Annotated in this window: 19 protein-coding genes and 3 pseudogenes; 5 read left to right on the forward strand and 17 right to left on the reverse strand. The window is 57.9% G+C overall.

Features of this window, described 5'->3' with window-relative positions; translation table 11 throughout:
• Positions 1–17: 17 nt before the first annotated feature.
• The gene (locus E3O56_RS10620; RefSeq protein ID WP_248128226.1) at positions 18–1,169 is read left to right on the forward strand and encodes a site-specific integrase; all 1,152 of its coding nucleotides are present in this window, start codon (positions 18–20) and stop codon (positions 1,167–1,169) included.
• On the opposite strand, the gene E3O56_RS10625 is transcribed toward E3O56_RS10620, so the two are convergent.
• The 11 genes and pseudogenes from E3O56_RS10625 to E3O56_RS10675 form a co-directional block, all read right to left on the reverse strand.
• Complete coding sequence (locus E3O56_RS10625; protein WP_060549115.1) at positions 1,144–1,419, reverse strand: pyocin activator PrtN family protein; 276 nt, start codon at positions 1,417–1,419, stop codon at positions 1,144–1,146. The two genes, E3O56_RS10620 and E3O56_RS10625, sit on opposite strands and share 26 nt — an antisense overlap.
• Positions 1,416–1,931: a class I SAM-dependent methyltransferase gene (locus E3O56_RS10630; protein ID WP_248128190.1), complete on the reverse strand. Its 516-nt coding sequence runs from the start codon at positions 1,929–1,931 to the stop codon at positions 1,416–1,418. Before E3O56_RS10630 ends, E3O56_RS10625 begins: the two co-directional genes overlap by 4 nt.
• Positions 1,928–3,079: pseudogene (locus tag E3O56_RS10635) on the reverse strand (DNA cytosine methyltransferase); the annotation flags it as partial. The gene E3O56_RS10630 and the pseudogene E3O56_RS10635, both read right to left, overlap by 4 nt.
• Positions 3,078–3,233, reverse strand: a pseudogene (locus tag E3O56_RS10640) (peptidoglycan-binding protein); the annotation flags it as partial. The pseudogenes E3O56_RS10640 and E3O56_RS10635, both read right to left, overlap by 2 nt.
• On the reverse strand, positions 3,230–3,508 hold the full coding sequence (locus E3O56_RS10645) for a phage holin family protein (RefSeq protein ID WP_014717567.1): 279 nt from the start codon (positions 3,506–3,508) through the stop codon (positions 3,230–3,232). The pseudogene E3O56_RS10640 and the gene E3O56_RS10645, both read right to left, overlap by 4 nt.
• Position 3,509: 1 nt before the next feature.
• On the reverse strand, positions 3,510–3,863 hold the full coding sequence (locus E3O56_RS10650; RefSeq protein WP_014717568.1) for a putative holin: 354 nt from the start codon (positions 3,861–3,863) through the stop codon (positions 3,510–3,512).
• A 27-nt stretch (positions 3,864–3,890) separates the two neighbouring features.
• On the reverse strand, positions 3,891–4,103 hold the full coding sequence (locus E3O56_RS10655) for a tail protein X (protein WP_044483089.1): 213 nt from the start codon (positions 4,101–4,103) through the stop codon (positions 3,891–3,893).
• Complete coding sequence (locus tag E3O56_RS10660) at positions 4,103–4,564, reverse strand: head completion/stabilization protein (RefSeq protein ID WP_248128191.1); 462 nt, start codon at positions 4,562–4,564, stop codon at positions 4,103–4,105. Before E3O56_RS10660 ends, E3O56_RS10655 begins: the two co-directional genes overlap by 1 nt.
• A gap of 100 nt (positions 4,565–4,664) precedes the next feature.
• A complete protein-coding gene (gene gpM / locus E3O56_RS10665; protein ID WP_248128192.1) occupies positions 4,665–5,384 on the reverse strand; it encodes a phage terminase small subunit in 720 nt (239 codons plus the stop codon).
• 11 nt (positions 5,385–5,395) lie between these two features.
• Positions 5,396–6,403, reverse strand: coding sequence for a phage major capsid protein, P2 family (locus E3O56_RS10670; RefSeq protein WP_248128193.1), 1,008 nt, complete (start codon positions 6,401–6,403; stop codon positions 5,396–5,398).
• A gap of 45 nt (positions 6,404–6,448) precedes the next feature.
• On the reverse strand, positions 6,449–7,327 hold the full coding sequence (locus E3O56_RS10675; RefSeq protein WP_080520522.1) for a GPO family capsid scaffolding protein: 879 nt from the start codon (positions 7,325–7,327) through the stop codon (positions 6,449–6,451).
• Positions 7,328–7,479: 152 nt separating this feature from the next.
• Here E3O56_RS10675 and E3O56_RS10680 point away from each other — a divergent pair, with 152 nt between their 5' ends.
• The 3 genes from E3O56_RS10680 (at position 7,480) to E3O56_RS10690 (ending at position 11,240) form a co-directional block, all read left to right on the forward strand.
• Entirely contained in the window at positions 7,480–9,237 is a 1,758-nt protein-coding gene (locus E3O56_RS10680) for a terminase ATPase subunit family protein (RefSeq protein ID WP_248128194.1), read from the forward strand.
• Positions 9,237–10,289, forward strand: a complete 1,053-nt coding sequence (locus E3O56_RS10685; RefSeq protein ID WP_127882312.1) for a phage portal protein — start codon at positions 9,237–9,239, stop codon at positions 10,287–10,289. Before E3O56_RS10680 ends, E3O56_RS10685 begins: the two co-directional genes overlap by 1 nt.
• 156 nt (positions 10,290–10,445) lie before the next feature.
• A complete protein-coding gene (locus E3O56_RS10690) occupies positions 10,446–11,240 on the forward strand; it encodes a DNA adenine methylase (RefSeq protein WP_054919850.1) in 795 nt (264 codons plus the stop codon).
• On the opposite strand, the gene E3O56_RS10695 is transcribed toward E3O56_RS10690, so the two are convergent.
• Positions 11,237–11,917, reverse strand: a complete 681-nt coding sequence (locus E3O56_RS10695) for an SOS response-associated peptidase family protein (protein WP_248128195.1) — start codon at positions 11,915–11,917, stop codon at positions 11,237–11,239. The two genes, E3O56_RS10690 and E3O56_RS10695, sit on opposite strands and share 4 nt — an antisense overlap.
• An 83-nt stretch (positions 11,918–12,000) precedes the next feature.
• Between E3O56_RS10695 and E3O56_RS10700 the strand changes: the two genes are divergently transcribed.
• On the forward strand, positions 12,001–12,210 hold the full coding sequence (locus E3O56_RS10700; protein WP_248128196.1) for a hypothetical protein: 210 nt from the start codon (positions 12,001–12,003) through the stop codon (positions 12,208–12,210).
• On the opposite strand, the gene E3O56_RS10705 is transcribed toward E3O56_RS10700, so the two are convergent.
• From E3O56_RS10705 to E3O56_RS10725, 5 genes and pseudogenes are all read right to left on the reverse strand, one after another.
• Positions 12,189–12,554: a hypothetical protein gene (locus E3O56_RS10705; protein ID WP_248128197.1), complete on the reverse strand. Its 366-nt coding sequence runs from the start codon at positions 12,552–12,554 to the stop codon at positions 12,189–12,191. The two genes, E3O56_RS10700 and E3O56_RS10705, sit on opposite strands and share 22 nt — an antisense overlap.
• Positions 12,555–13,657: 1,103 nt before the next feature.
• A complete protein-coding gene (locus E3O56_RS10710) occupies positions 13,658–13,909 on the reverse strand; it encodes a hypothetical protein (RefSeq protein WP_248128198.1) in 252 nt (83 codons plus the stop codon).
• 171 nt (positions 13,910–14,080) lie between these two features.
• Positions 14,081–14,812, reverse strand: a complete 732-nt coding sequence (locus E3O56_RS10715) for a type II toxin-antitoxin system death-on-curing family toxin (RefSeq protein WP_248128199.1) — start codon at positions 14,810–14,812, stop codon at positions 14,081–14,083.
• 92 nt (positions 14,813–14,904) lie between these two features.
• Positions 14,905–15,170 (reverse strand): annotated as a pseudogene (locus E3O56_RS10720) (hypothetical protein).
• A gap of 271 nt (positions 15,171–15,441) precedes the next feature.
• Complete coding sequence (locus tag E3O56_RS10725; protein WP_020301695.1) at positions 15,442–15,657, reverse strand: hypothetical protein; 216 nt, start codon at positions 15,655–15,657, stop codon at positions 15,442–15,444.
• Positions 15,658–15,974 lie beyond the last annotated feature (317 nt).

The raw sequence follows: 15,974 nt of genomic DNA on the forward strand, positions 1-15,974 counted from the left end.
CGCGTACCACTTTCAATATGGCGACTATCAGGGCAAGAAAACTGGCGGATGGGACTGTGAGCTACACGGCACAGATCCGCATCAAGCGCGACGGAGTGCAAGTCTACCAAGAGAGCCAGACCTTCGCCCGAAAACAGGCTGCTCAGGCTTGGGCACGCAAGCGCGGGTCGGAGCTGGATGAGCCTGGTGCGATCGAGCGCGCAAACCGCAAGGGCGCCACGCTGAAAGATATGACCGATCGCTACCTGGTCGAAGTTGAGAAAGCCAAGCCGCTGGGCAAGACCAAGCGCGCCACACTCAATGCAATTGGCGAAACTTACCTGGGCAAGTTGACCGATACGGATATCAACACCCAGTGCCTGGTCGATTATGCACTTTGGCGAATGAGCGGGGAGGGCGGTGGCGTTCAGCCACAAACCGCTGGCAATGACCTGGCGCACCTGGGCGCAGTGCTGGCAATTGCCAAAGACGCATGGGGCTACCAGGTCGATCCGCTCGCCATGGGGGGGGCACGGCGTGTGTTACGCAAGCTGGGCTACAACTTGAAAAGCCGTGAGCGTGACCGCCGACCGACATTGGATGAGCTGGGACGGGTGCTGACGCACTACCAGGCCATGCAGGTGAGGCGCCCGACCGTCATAAATATGCTGAAGGTCGTGGGCTTCGCCCTGTTCTCCACGCGTCGGCTCGATGAAATAACCCGAATTCGCTGGGCAGATGTAGACGACGCCGGCCAGCGGGTGCTGGTGCGCGACATGAAAAACCCAGGGCAGAAGATCGGCAACGATGTTTGGTGTTACCTGCCGGACGAGGCGTGGCACATCCTCCAGACGATGCCGAAGGCCGGCGAAGATATCTTCCCCTACAGCCCAGAGTCGATCTCCACGTCCTGGGCGAAAGCCTGCAAGTTTTTGACCATCGCGGATCTGCACTTCCACGACCTCCGGCATGAAGGTGTCAGCCGCCTGTTCGAAATGGACTGGGATATTCCGCGTGTGGCGAGTGTTTCCGGCCACAGGGATTGGAATTCAATGAGGCGTTACACCCACCTTCGCGGTCGGGGCGACCGCTATGTGGGCTGGGAGTGGCACGAAAAGATTCTGAGGGCGCCCGTCCAACTGGGCGCCGCATCGCAGAAGTGGCTCAAACGACGTGTTTTAACCCGTTGATCTGGCTGTGCTCTTTAACTGCTGCTGCGCGTTGCAGGTCCAGGTACGCGGCCAGATCGGTGAGATGGACGCCCCTGGCCGACTTCTGGCTGGGCTCCAGGCGGGTGATGGGCAACTTGATCTGACCGCTCATCACCTTGCGCTGGAACATGTCCGGCGTCAGGTGCGTGAAATAATCACGGCACACCACCTCAAGAGAGATAATCGCCTGGCCGTCGTATTGGGCCATCAGGATAAAAGCTGTGTTCATGATGACTCCCTCACATCGGAACCGGCTGGAAGCAGTGTTGCCTCGGCCTTCATGAAAACTATCCAGTGTGTGCCGCCTTTTTTTCCGCTTGGGTGACCGAACAGCGGCTGCTGATCGGTAAGCGACAGAATTTGGCTGGTGCGAATCTGCGTTTCGTTCCACTTGAAAACCAGTACACCGTCGGTGGCCAACACACGAAAACACTCTGCGAAGCCCTTCCGCAGGTCTTGCTGCCATGTATTCGGATTGAGTATCCCGTATTTAGCCTTCATCCAGCTCTCAGCCCCAGCACGCACCAGGTGCGGCGGATCAAAGGAAACCAGCTTGAAGGATCCGTCTGCATAGGGAAGATCACGAAAATCAAGTGTGACGTCCGGGCAAACGGTCAGTGTCCGCCCATCGCACAGGGCTTTTTGCTCGGTCCTGATGTCACCGAAGATGACCGCCGGGTGTTTCTTGTCAAACCAAAACATTCGGCTTCCACAGCATGGGTCGAGGATCGTTTTGGTCATGACTGTTGCTCCAATTGAGCCACGCTCAATGCAATCGCCACCGGCTGTACCCAAATCGACACGTTGCTCAGCATGAACGTCTCTCCGGCCTCGGACAGCAGTAGCGTCATGCCGAACACATCCGCCATCGCCCTTGCCGCCGCGCGCGGTACCGCATTGCCAATGCGCTCCCGGTGGTTGCCGTCGTTAATACCGTCAAGCCGGAAGACACCCGCCTGTTCAATCTTGCGAACTCGCTGCATACGCTCGATTTCATGTGCTGTCTGTGGATCGGTCGACCAGTAGTCCTCGGGATCAAACAGGGATTGCAGCGCTGCCAGCTCCAGGGTGGTGAACGGACGATGCCAGGTGCCGTCGAGGCTGGTGATCATGCAGGTCAGCCGGTCATTGGGTGCCGGCATGCGCTGGTCCGCAACCGACCATCGGCCATTGTCGTGGCAGGCACTGGCGGAAACGGCGCCGGCCGGGGTGTTGTAGTCGACTACGCCGTAATGCCCGCCGGTCAGGTAGGCGTCGCCCTTAATGCGCGACATGCCCGGGCGTGGATCTGCGATCGATAACGCCCCGCTTGCAACCTGTTGCGAGCCGGTGACTGTCTTGGTACTTTCGCTCCAAGGCGTGATCCGCAGCTTTTGCGTACTGGCGTTCGGATGCCAGCTTTTGTACGCAGGATCTGCCACGGCGAAAGCGCCTTGCCCAGTGGTGCTGCCAGCGATCACGGTACCGGCTGGCTTGCTGTAGTCGGTAACCAGGTACTTGCCGAAGCCTTTTGATGGCTGCCGAGGGTCGGCCACGGCCTGACCGCCGGAGCTAGGGCCGTGCCCTGCGGTGACAGTGCCGGCGGCTTGGTCGTTGCGAACTACGCGGAACACGTTGTTGTGCCGCTCGCCGCTCATGCGCGGGTCTGCAACGCTGAACGTCCCTTGTCCTGGGCTGCGTTGTCCGGTGACCACGCCGCAGTGGCGTTCATACGGCAACACGCCGTATTGGGTGTATTCGAATTTGCTGGTGGGCCGAGGGTCGGCAACCGAAAACTTGCCGTTGGTTGGGCTCGACCGGCCGGCGACCGTGCCGGCAGTGTCCTGCCAGTCATGCACCCCCATATAACCGGCGCGGTATTCCGGCACGATCACGAAGTCGCGTAGGTACCAGACCAACTTTCACCTGGTATGCACGGACGGCCGTCTCTGTAGCGTCGCCATAGTGGCCGTCGGGCACCAGTTTGGCGCCGTGCCTGTTGAGGTTCTTTTGCAGGATAAGCACCGCCTGCGAGCGGTCGCCGTGGCGAAGGGTGGTGGTCATGCACTGGGCCTCAACAGGGCGGCGACGTTGCCGCGTGAACGGAAAATCAGGGTGCAAAGCAATACGATGGAGACGGCTTGCCAGAGGCTGGTGGGCTGGCGGTACAGCAGTATTTCCAGGCCGCAGATGCACAGTGCCGAGCCGAAAAGGCTGGCGAGTAGTGAGATGCTGCGCCGATACCGGGATGCGCCTCGGGTGTAGCAGGCCAACCGGAAGGCGCTCAGCAAGTAGGCGATTGCCGTGATCAGTTGCACGGCCAGTTCGATGTTTGGCATGTCAGCTGCCCCCTCGGATGCGACGCCAGATGTCCCAGATGTCCGCTTTTTCCACCCACACCATCAGCTTGATGCTGATCGGGATGACCACCAGGGCGCAGAGGAACGCACCGCCGCCACTGGTGATGAACGGGATGGCCTGCAAGGCCATCGGCGCGAACAGATAGCCCACGCCGGCCGATAGAAACAGCGAGCCGAGACGCTGCCAGACCTTGAGGTCATGCTTGGTACTGGTCACCAGCCACGCGCCGAGGATTGCGCCAAACAGCGCTTCGCCGTCGATAATCGGCGTCACGGTTGCCAGGCCCAGGCCCATAAGCAGGCCGGTCACGGCGCTGGAAGTCGGATCAGCCATGGTGTGGGTTTCCTTGGTTGCAGGGAGTCAGTCCCATAGGTTCACCATCTGCCGCTGGGGCGCGCTGGTCTGGGCTTCGGGCATGTTGACGGGGAGGCCGTGCGGCAAGATGGGGCCGTGATCAGCCAATCCGGGGTTCGCCTGTAGCACCGCTTCGGTGACGCCCGCGGTTCGGCCGTAATACCGCCAACACAGCGCGTCGACGGTTTCGTTTTGATTGGCGCGGATGGTGACGGGCATCAGATCAGCTCCACGGTGGTGCGGCTTTTTCCGAGAAAATCACGGACTGCCCAGCGCAGATCGCGGCGGTAGTCGTCGATGGTAGGGGCGGTTTCCTCGGCTTTATTGTTCCCGGTGTTGGTCGCGCTGTAGTCGCGGTAACGCTCGCACACCTCGGCACCGGTACCGGCTTCGATGGCGCGACGGTAGAGGTGGGCCTTTACCGATAAGTCCTTGATGCGGTCACCTGGCACGGAGTCCAGCGTTGTGTAACCAGCCGCCTGTTGAATGGCGCGCCAGTCGCTTAACTCGCGGTTGAGATTGATGGCGGCAGCGATCACGGCGGTTTCCAGGCGGGCCGGGGTGACACTGGAGTCGATGCGCAGAGTGGCGCGCAGGTTGTCCAGGTCAATCGACGGCCAGAACGGGTCGGTGTTTATGTGGCCGCTGGCGACGGCGCCGCTGGCAACAAATGCGCTCATGAGACTGCACTCGAAAATAGATCGCCGGTGGTCGGGGCTTCACGTTCAGGAGGAGCGGCCTGGCCGTTCCGCCCCGAGCCGGCGGGGTGCGTGGGGACGCTCAGTTAGCTGCAGGAGCAGCGTATTTTTTCAGGAGACGCTCGACGCGCTCCAAATCCTTCTTGCCACCGCAGTTGGTGTTTAGCTCAATGGCACGGGACAGATATTTTTTCGAAGATTCCAGGTGACACAGGGCGGCCACCTTGCTTTCCGACGTGTCGTCGTCGGAAACCATCTCGGCGTAAGCCTTGCCCAGGGCCAGATGCAGCTTGGCTTTGGCCTGGTCGGGCATGTCTTCTTCACCCGCGATTTGCTCAGTGCGCAGCAGCAGATCCACGTCGAACGTGCCACCGGCCTTTTGCGCCTTCAGGGCGACTTCGGCAATCTCCTCGGCAACGATGGTGCCGGTAGTGCGTTCGAAGCGGTCAGGCATGAGCAATGCGTGCTGGATGACGTACTCGGCAATGTCCAGGGCGCCGGCAAAGTCGCCGGCATCCATCCGCCAAACCATCAAAGTGGTCAGCACCTGGTCCTGCGCGCCTTTTCCGCCTGCCAGAACGCCTTCCACGTATGGGACGTATTCGGGGAGCAGTTGCTTTTTCAGCTCTGCTTTGCCTTCGGTGGACTGGACCTGTTTCAGGCGCAAGTAGTCCTGCTGAAGCTTCGCCAGGTGCAGTTCGTAAACAGTGGAACCTTCCATGGTCATGGCTGGGCCGGCCACAGCGGCCGCTGCAACAGCTGCTGTGACGCGCTGGAAGTGACGACGGCAAGGATTGGTCATGGTTGTGCGCCTTAGCTCAGGGTGATGTTTTCGGCCATGGCAGCGCAGCCCAGGTCTTCAATCACATAGCTTTCATTGACCGACTCGTAGTTTTCGATACGGTCGCGTTTGGCGTTATCCACCACCGTGCGGCGGCGGGTGCCTTCCTGCCAGTAGATCGACAGGTTGTCGAGGCGGGTGACCAGCAGGCCGTTCGGCGGGAAGTGAGGCACTCGCACCGCTGGCAGGTTGCCGATGCGCTTCTGGCTGGTGACGATATCGGCCGCGAGCATTTCGGTTGGCGCTTGGGTCTTGTTGATGATCGGGAAGTACTTGTCGGCCAGCAGCTGGCGTCCGCAGATCACCACCAGGTCAGTGTCTTCCTGGTACCAGGGCTCGATGAACTCGTTGACCATGCTGACGACCAGGGCGTCGATGTTTTCGAAGTCTTTGCCCGCGCCGATCTGAATCTTGCCGCTGCCGTCGACGACTTCTTTCATAACGCGCTGCGGATTTTCCAAGCGCATCTTTTGCAGCCATCCGACGTTGACGTCCTGCAGCAGCTTGTTGATGTCCGGTTTAGAGGTCGCAGCACGGCTGGTCCCGTTCCAACCAATCATGATCCGGTTGAGGGCCTGAGCCCGGATGATGGCGTCACGGATACGCGCCTGGAAGTCTTTGAACTTGGCCCATTGATCCAGCTTCTGGTAACGCAGGCCGGTATCGAAGTTGGTTTGGGTGCAGGTGTACCCACGGTTGTCGAGGCCAGTAGGGTCGCGTGGCTCACGGTCTTGCTGGGTGGTATCGGTGGTGCCGGCAATAGTGCCGTCGATACCGATACCGATTTTTTCGCCCGACTGCTCGGACACACCGTAGACGTTGATCGAGCTGAGGAACGCGCTCGACTCCTGCATACGGGTTTCCAACGTCTGGGCAACGGAGGGAGCGGCTGTGAATTTGGTGGTGACGTCGCTCACGCCGTGCAATTGGGCGAGTTGTTGCAGGTAAGCGTTGAAAAGAACGCGAGTATCGTTACGCATGGTGTTCTCCGATGTTCCTTGGCTGGGTGTTGTCCGTGATCTGGATCAGCAGTCGGTGACGAGTGCGCCGTCACCGCCCGTAGCCGGCGGGCGAACGGAGTACTGCGGTTTCTGGCCGGTGGTGTCCGGGGTTTTTTCGAGCTGTTGAACCAACGCCGTGAAGTCGGCAGACAGCTTTTCGTGAGCGGTCTGCAGCTTTTCCCGGGCGGTTTTTTCGGCGGTAAAGGCTTCGCCCTGACCGGCGACATGCTCGGCCATGGCTTCAACAGCCTCGCCGAGTTCAGTGAATAGAGCGGCGTCCTTGCCTTCCTTGTCCTTGCTCTTGCCGAGTAGGTCGAGAACGCGGCTAAACAGGCCTGCGACTTTGCCGCTTTCGTCCTCAACTTCTTCGAATTCAAGTTCAATCTCGACGACCTCAGAGAAGAGGTTGCCGGGATCGCGTTTGCGACTGGTCAGCGGGTTCATGTCCGGGTGCTGGGCGCTGAACGTCAGCATCTCAGTGCCCAGGCTGGCCGGGGTATCGGTAACGGCGATGCCGTCCAAATAGGCGCGGCCGGTGTCGGCGAATTTCGGCCGAATCTCGATGCTGGTGTACAGCTTCTGCCGTGCTTTGTTCATGGCGATCAGGTCGGAGGTCGGTTCGATTTGCGCGAACAAGGCCAATTTTTTGGCCCCGGCAATCTCGACTTCTTCCGTCTTCAGAGCGACCACATCGCCATAAGCGCGGAAAGGGCTGTCCGGCAGCAAGCTGCGCATATGCTCAATCCAAACCCGCGCACCGTAGGTGTTCTGGCTGTAGGTTTCGGCAGCGTCGACCAGCCATTGGCGTTCGATCTGGCGACCATCGGTGGTTGCGCCTTCAACGGCGACGCGGAAGAACTTGGAACGTTGTTTCTTGGCTGGGTTGTCGGTTTTGCCGGCCATGCGTGAATCCCTCAGTGCGGTGGCAGTCTGCCTTGGCGATGAGCGCATGTTGTTGAGCGCGGGCGCGACGGGCAACGAGGCGCTGTTGTAGATCGTTGATCTACAAGGGGCGGGGGGGGAACTGTTCGCGCGCGGGCGGCAGCATCTGCGCCATGAATGCCATCGTCGACCTACCCACCGATCACCGCCGCCATGCCAAGCACCTTTACTGGCAGGGCTATCGCGTGTGCGAGATCGCCGAGCTGATCGGGGAGAAGGAAAAGACCCTGCACAGCTGGAAGGCGCGGGACGAATGGGACCGAGCGACGCCGCTGGAACGCATCCAGGCAGCGACCGAAGCCCGCTTGGTTCAGTTGATCCTGAAAGATCCCAAGTCAGGGTCCGACTACAAGGAGATTGACCTGCTGCACCGCCAGCTGGAGCGGCAAGCCCGTATCCAGCGCTTCAACGACGGCGGTACCGAAACCGAGTTGAATCCGAAACTGGCAAAACGCAACGAGGGGCCGAAGAAGGCACCGAAACGCAACGAGTTCGACGAAGAACACATCGAAAAACTGACCGAAGCGTTTATCGATGGTTGTTTCGGTTATCAGTTGGACTGGTACAAGGCCGGAAACCAGCGAACCCGTGCAATCCTCAAATCACGGCAGATCGGCGCGACCTATTATTTCGCCCGTGAAGCGCTGATCGATGCGCTGACGACAGGCCGTAACCAGATTTTCCTGTCGGCCTCGAAAAACCAGGCACACATTTTCAAGGCATACATTCAGGCTTTTGCCCGTGAGGTAGTCGGTGTTGAGCTGACGGGTGACCCGATCATTCTGGGTAATGGCGCCGAGCTGCACTTCCTCGGTACCAATGCTCGGACGGCCCAGGGCTACCACGGCAATTTCTACTTCGACGAATTTTTCTGGACCTTCAAATTCAAGGAATTGAACAAGGTCGCCAGCGGCATGGCGATGCAGAAGCAATACCGCCGAACCTACTTTTCGACGCCTTCCAGCATGGCCCACGAGGCCTATACGTTTTGGACCGGTGAGCGGTTCAACAAAGGCAAGCCGGCGGCGCAACGGGTCAAAATCGACGTCTCTCATGATGCTCTGCAGCAGGGCCGGCTGTGTGAAGACCGGGTCTGGCGGCAGATTGTCACCATCCTCGACGCCGAGGACCGTGGGTGCGACCTGTTTGACCTGGACGAGCTGCGCCAGGAATACGATGCCGAGGCCTTCCAGAACTTGCTGATGTGCCAGTTCATCGACGACGGGGCCAGCATTTTTCCGCTTGCGATGCTGCAGCCTTGCATGGTGGACAGCTGGGATCTGTGGGCCGAGGACTACAAACCGTTTGCCGCGCGTCCTTTTGGGGATCGCCAAGTCTGGGTTGGCTATGACCCCGCCGAGAACGGCGACAGCGCAGCATTGGTGGTCATTGCTCCACCGACAGTCCCTGGCGGCAAGTTCCGGGTGCTGGAGAGACACCAATTCCGGGGCATGGACTTCGCCGCTCAGGCGGAAGCGATTCGCCAGGTCACCAGACGTTACTGGGTGACCTACATCGGTATCGACATCACGGGCATGGGGTCGGGCGTGGCGCAGCTGGTCAAGCAGTTCTTCCCCAACATCACCACGTTCAGCTACTCGCCCGAGGTCAAAACGCGCCTGGTGTTGAAGGCGTACGACGTCATCAAGAACGGTCGCCTGGAGTTCGATGCGGGATGGACGGACATGGCGCAGTCGTTGATGGCTATCCGCAAAACAGTTACCGCCTCCGGGCGCCAGTTCACTTATACGGCCGGTCGCACCGACGAGACAGGCCATGCCGACTTGGCGTGGGCGACCTTCCACGCCCTGCATAACGAGCCTCTTGAAGGGCAGACCACGGCGAATACCGGATTTATGGAGTCCTACTGATGAGCAGACGTAAGCGCGAAACCCAACTGACCACCGTTCTGCCAGCTGCTGAAGGGGAGGTACTCCCGCCGGAATCCGGCCCGGTCGAGGCATTCACCTTCGGTGATCCGGCGCCTGTGCTCGATAGCAGGGAGATCCTCGACTATCTGGAGTGCTGGGCCAATGGCCGTTGGTTCGAAACACCCATGTCCATGGATGGCTTAGCCAAGACGACGCGCGCCAGCGTGTACCTGCAGTCAGGCCTCAACTTCAAGCGCAACATGCTCGCCCGCACGTTCGTTCCTCACCGGCTGCTGAGCCGTCAGGCCTTTGAGCAGTTCGCTTTGGACTGGCTCTGGTGCGGCAATTGCTACCTGGAAAAACGCAACAACATGCTGCGCAACACCATGGGCTTGCTGCCGCCGCTGGCGAAGTACATGCGCCGAGGCATCGACATGGAAACCTATTACCAGGTGCGCGGCTGGAAGGATGAGCACGAGTTTGCACCAGGTTCGATTTGCCACCTACGTGAGGCCGATATCAATCAAGAGATCTATGGGTTGCCGGAGTGGCTGGCAGCGCTGCAGAGCGCGCTGCTCAACGAGAGCGCCACGCTATTTCGCCGCAAGTACTACAACAACGGCAGTCACGCCGGTTTCATCCTGTACATGACCGACGCAGCGCAGAAAGAAGAAGACATCGACTCGCTGCGCACCGCGCTGAAGAACTCGAAAGGGCCTGGCAACTTTCGAAACCTGTTCGTGTACGCACCTGCTGGCAAGAAGGATGGCATCCAGCTCATCCCCGTGAGCGAGGTGGCCGCGAAGGACGAATTCAGCTCAATCAAGAACATCAGCCGCGACGATCTGCTCGCGGCGTTGCGCATTCCGCCGCAGTTGATGGGCATCGTGCCACAGAACGCAGGCGGCTTCGGATCGTTGCGGGAGGCTGCTGAGGTTTGGGCGGTCAACGAGCTGGAGCCGTTGCAGGCCAGGCTGGCCCAGGTAAACGAGTGGCTGGGTGAAGAGGTTGTCAGCTTCAAAGAATTTGAGCTTCCAACGGGGGGGAAGTAGTACCCCCGCGCAGTAAACGAGGCGACGAGCTGGTGCGCTAACACCCGCTCGACGCTGAATCACTCGAACACGCCGAGTGCTCCAACCAAGGCCTCGCCCCACTGCGCAGGGGGTGCGAAGCCTAAGCGAATCCAATTTTCAAAACAAGGATCACTTATGAGCACACCAATTATCCCGTGGATGGGCGGCAAGCGCCGCCTGGCAGATCGTCTAATTCCACTGTTTCCACCCCATGAATGCTATGTCGAGGTCTTCGCTGGCGGCGCCGCGCTTTACTTCATGCGTCCCCAGGCTGCGCCGGTTGAAGTTCTCAACGATATCAACGGCGATCTGGTGACGCTGTACCGCGTCGTGCAGAACCACCTGGAAGAGTTCGTGCGCCAGTTCAAGTGGGCGCTCAGCTCCAGGCAGGTGTTTGAGTGGCAGAAGATGACCCGGCCGGAAACCCTTACCGATATCCAGCGCGCTGCTCGGTTTTTTTACCTGCAGCACCATGCTTTCGCCGGCAAGGTCAGTGGACAAACCTTCGGCACCGCCACCACGGGGCCGGCCATTAACTTGCTGAGGATCGAGGAGAACCTGTCTGCAGCTTGGCAGCGCTTGTCCGGTACCTACGTCGAGAATCTCGGGTGGCTTGAGTGCGCCGAGCGCTACGACCGGCCACATACCTTCCATTACATGGACCCACCGTATTGGCAGACCGCCGGCTATGGCGTGGACTTCCCCTTCGAAAACTACGAGCGGATGGCCGAGTTCATGCGGCGTTGCAAGGGCAAGGTAATGGTGAGCATCAATGATCACCCCGATATCAGGCGGGTGTTTGAGGGATTCCACTTCGAAACGGTGGATATTCGATACAGCACGGCCAACCAACGCCAGGCAAAGGCCGAAGTTAGCGGCGAGCTGGTGATCATGAACTGGGAGCCCAACGCCTTTGGCGGACTTTTCTAACTAACCGGCTGGATCAAACTTGGGCCTTTGTTTCTGACGTTGCCCACCGCGACGTCGACCTTGAACCACTCAAAGGCTTCGGCGGGTTCGCCCTGGTGCAACACCATCTGCTCGGCGCGTTCCTTGGGCGTTGCCGGGTCCAACCATTCGCAGGCCAGGTCCGGGGTTAACACCACGGGCCTTCGGTCATGAATATCAACCATGCCGCCGGCACTATCGGCGGTGATAATCACGAAGCCGTCATGCTCGCCCGGGCCTTCATCTGCGTCAGGTAGCTGGCCGATGGCCGCGCAGAATATCGGGGCACCATCCCGCCGGCGGATGAGGTAGGGCTGCTTCTTGGGTCCACCTTCATCAACCCACTCAAACCAGTTATCGATTGGCGTGATCGCCCGGTGCGGCCATATCGCCCGGAAGAAGGGGCCGTGGGCTACCTTCTCCGCGCGGGCATTGATCGGCGCTGCCCGGTCTTTCGCCCAGTGCGGCCGCCATCCCCAGCGCACCGGGTCGGCGTGTAGTAGATCGCCCTGCAGATGCAGCAGCGCAACGGCGGTTGTCGGTGCCACGTTGTAGCGCTCTATCGGCTCATTACCCGCGGAGTTCGCCAGGGCATTGGGCATGCTCAGCGCTGCTACGAAGTCGTGAATTCCCCGGTACTGTGAAAGTCTCCCGCACATAAGAATCTCCGCTCGTCGGCGCCGATGAACAGCCGGTCCCCGGCCAATCTCTACACTGTAGACACTGGCCCGAGGTATTCGTCATGGCTATTAACATTGAACAGGTGAACGCAATGGAGGCGTGGTTTGCACTGCGCAGCGATCCTGCATTCTTGTCGGCCACACCAGAAGAACGCTACGAAGCGCGGCTGGCCCTGGCGGATGACTTGAAGCAGCAGGGCCTGATCGATGATGGAGAGTGGCGGGAGCTGACTGAGGAGGCAGTGGCGGCCTATGCGGACGAGCTTGGGTGACGCTCACGCAATACATTTAGCTCTGCCAGCAGGCGCTGATTCTCCCTGAGCAGATAGTCGCGCTGCTGGGTGACTATCTTCACGCTTTGCACCGAGGCAAACGAGTACTGCTGATCCAGCATTCTGATCTTTTCCAGCGCTTCAGACAGCCTTTCTTCTGCATCCGCCTTGACTGCCATCAGCAGGTCATTCATCTGCACCAGACCAGCGATATTTGCCCGCGCTCGACGCAACATGCGCTCTGTCTCTACCAGCTCATCTACAAGGATTGAGCATTGGTGTTGGTACATTTCAAGTGGAGTGGGGCAGCCGAGCCAATCATCGGTGTCCATGTCAACGTTCATAGCGTGAATCTCAAATGCTGTATGTGCGTACAGTAATCGAGGTTTTGATATGGCGCGATTTGAGCCGACGAGCTGTATGCGGAGAGGAGGTGGGAGAGCGGAAAAATGAGCAGGGAGACGATGAAAGTTTGCACTTCTATGGCGTGAAAAAACCCATCTCAACATAGCATTTTCGTGGTGTCACAGCAATGGCAAGCCGCGTTTCAGTCAATAAATACGGGGGTCGTGATCGTATCCCGAAGTATTGGCCGGCGTGTCGTAGCTCGGCGGCATCAGGACGTGTCGCCGGCCCTACTGGCACGCCTACGACTCGGGGAACTGGCGTGCCACACCGTGCCGGGGTAGTGACGTGCTACAGGCGGTCGGTAGGATGGACTGCACCTGGCGCGCGCCGTCGTCCCCCCACCTCGCCTGCGGGCTAAATGGGTCGTTTTTTCTGCGCACCTGCGTACCACTCTCGACGGCGTAAGCTGGGGGCTTGCTCGGCGTTTTAGAGGGTGCAGAAAACCTGCGAAATCCTGCGAAGGTGGATGTTTTCGGCAACGCTCATAAGCACGCACACACAACTGAATTCAGTAGGTGCCTCGGGAAAAAGGTTAGTTTTTTTTTGAGGGGGGTGTTGTGACTCGGAAGGCCCGTGTTTGTTGGGCTTGAGACCTAACTTTGATGGGTTAGGTTGGGTTAGGTTAAAGGTTAGTAATCCGTAACCTATTGTTTTTAAAGGAATTAATATATTGAATATTTAACGCTATTAAAGGTTAGGAAATAACCAGACCTAACCCAAAAGCTAACCTTGCACACCATTCGAAAAGCCATAACAAACAAGGCTTTCAAGGCGCTCTGAAAAAAACTAACCCTCCTAACCTCTTTCCCGTGGGTCAACATGAAAACGCGAGAGGTGTCAGGGCGGGCTGCTTTTGAGGCTTTGTGCGGCATTGCGCAGTACTCACAACCTTTGCGCTTACGCGCACACACTCTCGCGCACACAGCGTCAGATATTCACGTTTAGATGAGACGTTGGAATCGGGGCGACAGGCATTGGCGATCAGTACCATGGCGCAACATCGAGCGTGCCTTCTGACTCGAACGATAAAGCCACTGACCTACGCCGCTGTCAGGCAATTCAATTTCCCGAAGGTCGCCAGGTGCTGAATCATTGCTTCATTACTGCCGGGTTGCCGGGCGGTCATGCGACGGCAGGTCTTTTCCAGGATCAATCGCGCCATCTGCGGGTTCTCGACCTTCGTCGCATTGAAGGCCAGCGCGATGGCGGTGGCGAGCTCGCCCAGGTCCGGGTCCTTGCGTTGCAGTGCCCTGAGTGCATTCATCTGCCGTGCGGTGATGGGTTGCGACACGTCTCTAGTCCTTAGCGATCATGCTCAGCCGTTATCAAGGGCGATGGTAGACCAGGCTCCCGGGATCTGGTTTCCGCCAAGCGCAAAAAAGCCCGCCGGAGCGGGCCTTGATGTGGGGGGCCATTGAACATAGGACGCGTTATGCGTAACTCAAGCGCAATCTGAGCACGTTTAAATTTTTGCGAGCTCTCGCATTACCTTGTGGCGTAGTCGCATATATTCACCGAGTTTTACTTCAAAGCCCCGTTCACCGTAGAAACTGAAACTATCAACTCCATAGGCTGGTGTCAGCTTCAGTTTTTTTCTAAGTGCTTTAACGTATTGTTTATCGTAATCCTCTTTCCCTTTCGAGCCCTTCTGAAGAATACTCAGGACAAACTCTCCATCCTTGTGCAGGTCTAGGGTCCGGCCTGAGCATTCAGACACCTCGTAACCAAATCCTAAGAGGATTTCACGCAGCTGACCTAGCTTTAACTGTTGTTCTTGCAACGTTCTTCTGCGAGAGTTCGTTTTGAACCACTCAGCAATATATTCAAGTTCGTCGTCTCGGCTTACGCAGATTTCGTGAGCTGCGGCTTGCCGTGTAAACTCGAACATTTCTTGATCGGTTGGGACGGTGACCCACCATCCCTCTTCACCAAGGTAGGCCAGCGCAGAAAGCAAAGCAGCCCGCTTGTTGCCGTTATGGAAACAATGATTATTGATGACGGAGTGAAACAAAGCAGCCGCTTTATTGAAAACCCCAACGTAAGCGTCTTCTCCCCCTATCGACATAAAGGGACGCTGTACCGCTGACTCGAGGAGACCTTCGTTTTTTATTCCTGGGGGTGATACTGGGTCAGTAGTATCTCGAAAGTATTGCTCAAGGTATTCATGAATATGCTTGATTTGACTAATGTCCATATTTTATCTCTATTGATGCGGGTATTTGGCAGCTGCTGGCGATGAAACCAGTGCCGAGACTTTAGCAGTTATGACACTCGGGTGGGAGTATCTTAGCTGAGATAGCCTCGCTGTACGCCGGAAGGCGCCAGTCGCATCAATCTAAAATTTCGAATTCGAAAAATTTCCTCATTAATCGCTTTCGCATTCTGTCAGCGTTTCTATAGCAACGACCGCGTTTTCTCTAAATGCCCCCGCGCAATTCTATGAAAGACACTCCGTTACCTCTTCTTATAGCCTCCCCCAGCGCATGCTGGTTGTGCAAGAGCAATGACAGAGCATCAACCATGGCGATGTTAGATTCCGAATCATAGGACATGGAATTTGTCACTGGAGCTTTTTACGGAAACGCACAGCTCGTCGCATGGATAGCGCTGCTCAATCACTCATCCAAGCGTACCTAATCCCCGCACTAAAATAGCGCGACAGTCCCATGTCAGTCCCATATGGTCCTTTTTCAGACGCAAAAAACCACAAACCCCCGATTTTCTCTGGGAAAATCAGTGGCTTGCGTTTTTAGAATGTGGCGGTGAAGGAGAGATTCGAACGCCCGGTACGTTGGAGTATCCTTCCGCATTGGCGAAAAATTTTTACGGGCGATCCTGCTTCTTCAGCTTGGCTAAGCCTTGTTTGATGTGGCCTGCATTCTCACCAAGCGTTTGAAGGGCGCCACGGACGTTTCCACCAGTCGTCAATTCGCCACGCTCTTCTGTCCATAACACCAGTTCCATTACTGCCGCCTCTAACGCCAGTTGGTTCTCATACATCCTTTCCAGCACATCCGCTAGTGAGTATTCGCTCGCCATCAATATCGCCCTGGTTCCTAAAGCTTGAAGCATAGCAGCGGATATTCGCGGAGCCGATACGTGCGAAGGACTGCCGTCCTTTGCAGGGGAGTGGTACAGAAGTGGTACGTACATATTTATGGTTCGCTACATAGCACGTATTTAAAGGCCTGTAGAGTTAGTGGCTCCAATCCATCATGGGGGCGACGGAGAAGCGGCGGGAGAGTGGGGCGGTTTGTAGGGGCATGGGGGATCTGAGTCAGCGAGGCGGATGGGGCGCAGTTTATCAGGAACGGATCTTGGGTGTCGGAGAGGCAAGTTTTGCGCGCATTACCACT

It is taken from the genome of Pseudomonas sp. W2Aug9, assembly GCF_023127755.1.
Lineage (GTDB): Bacteria > Pseudomonadota > Gammaproteobacteria > Pseudomonadales > Pseudomonadaceae > Aquipseudomonas > Aquipseudomonas synxantha_A.

Bases quoted from the DNA above. Each gene is read 5' to 3' on its own strand.
- E3O56_RS10620 (WP_248128226.1), top strand. From the start codon at position 18: ATGGCGACTATCAGGGCAAGAAAACTGGCGGATGGGACTGTGAGCTAC.
- E3O56_RS10625 (WP_060549115.1), bottom strand. From the start codon at position 1,419: ATGAACACAGCTTTTATCCTGATGGCCCAATACGACGGCCAGGCGATT.
- E3O56_RS10630 (WP_248128190.1), bottom strand. From the start codon at position 1,931: ATGACCAAAACGATCCTCGACCCATGCTGTGGAAGCCGAATGTTTTGG.
- E3O56_RS10645 (WP_014717567.1), bottom strand. From the start codon at position 3,508: ATGCCAAACATCGAACTGGCCGTGCAACTGATCACGGCAATCGCCTAC.
- E3O56_RS10650 (WP_014717568.1), bottom strand. From the start codon at position 3,863: ATGGCTGATCCGACTTCCAGCGCCGTGACCGGCCTGCTTATGGGCCTG.
- E3O56_RS10655 (WP_044483089.1), bottom strand. From the start codon at position 4,103: ATGCCCGTCACCATCCGCGCCAATCAAAACGAAACCGTCGACGCGCTG.
- E3O56_RS10660 (WP_248128191.1), bottom strand. From the start codon at position 4,564: ATGAGCGCATTTGTTGCCAGCGGCGCCGTCGCCAGCGGCCACATAAAC.
- gpM (WP_248128192.1), bottom strand. From the start codon at position 5,384: ATGACCAATCCTTGCCGTCGTCACTTCCAGCGCGTCACAGCAGCTGTT.
- E3O56_RS10670 (WP_248128193.1), bottom strand. From the start codon at position 6,403: ATGCGTAACGATACTCGCGTTCTTTTCAACGCTTACCTGCAACAACTC.
- E3O56_RS10675 (WP_080520522.1), bottom strand. From the start codon at position 7,327: ATGGCCGGCAAAACCGACAACCCAGCCAAGAAACAACGTTCCAAGTTC.
- E3O56_RS10680 (WP_248128194.1), top strand. From the start codon at position 7,480: ATGAATGCCATCGTCGACCTACCCACCGATCACCGCCGCCATGCCAAG.
- E3O56_RS10685 (WP_127882312.1), top strand. From the start codon at position 9,237: ATGAGCAGACGTAAGCGCGAAACCCAACTGACCACCGTTCTGCCAGCT.
- E3O56_RS10690 (WP_054919850.1), top strand. From the start codon at position 10,446: ATGAGCACACCAATTATCCCGTGGATGGGCGGCAAGCGCCGCCTGGCA.
- E3O56_RS10695 (WP_248128195.1), bottom strand. From the start codon at position 11,917: ATGTGCGGGAGACTTTCACAGTACCGGGGAATTCACGACTTCGTAGCA.
- E3O56_RS10700 (WP_248128196.1), top strand. From the start codon at position 12,001: ATGGCTATTAACATTGAACAGGTGAACGCAATGGAGGCGTGGTTTGCA.
- E3O56_RS10705 (WP_248128197.1), bottom strand. From the start codon at position 12,554: ATGAACGTTGACATGGACACCGATGATTGGCTCGGCTGCCCCACTCCA.
- E3O56_RS10715 (WP_248128199.1), bottom strand. From the start codon at position 14,812: ATGGACATTAGTCAAATCAAGCATATTCATGAATACCTTGAGCAATAC.
- E3O56_RS10725 (WP_020301695.1), bottom strand. From the start codon at position 15,657: ATGGCGAGCGAATACTCACTAGCGGATGTGCTGGAAAGGATGTATGAG.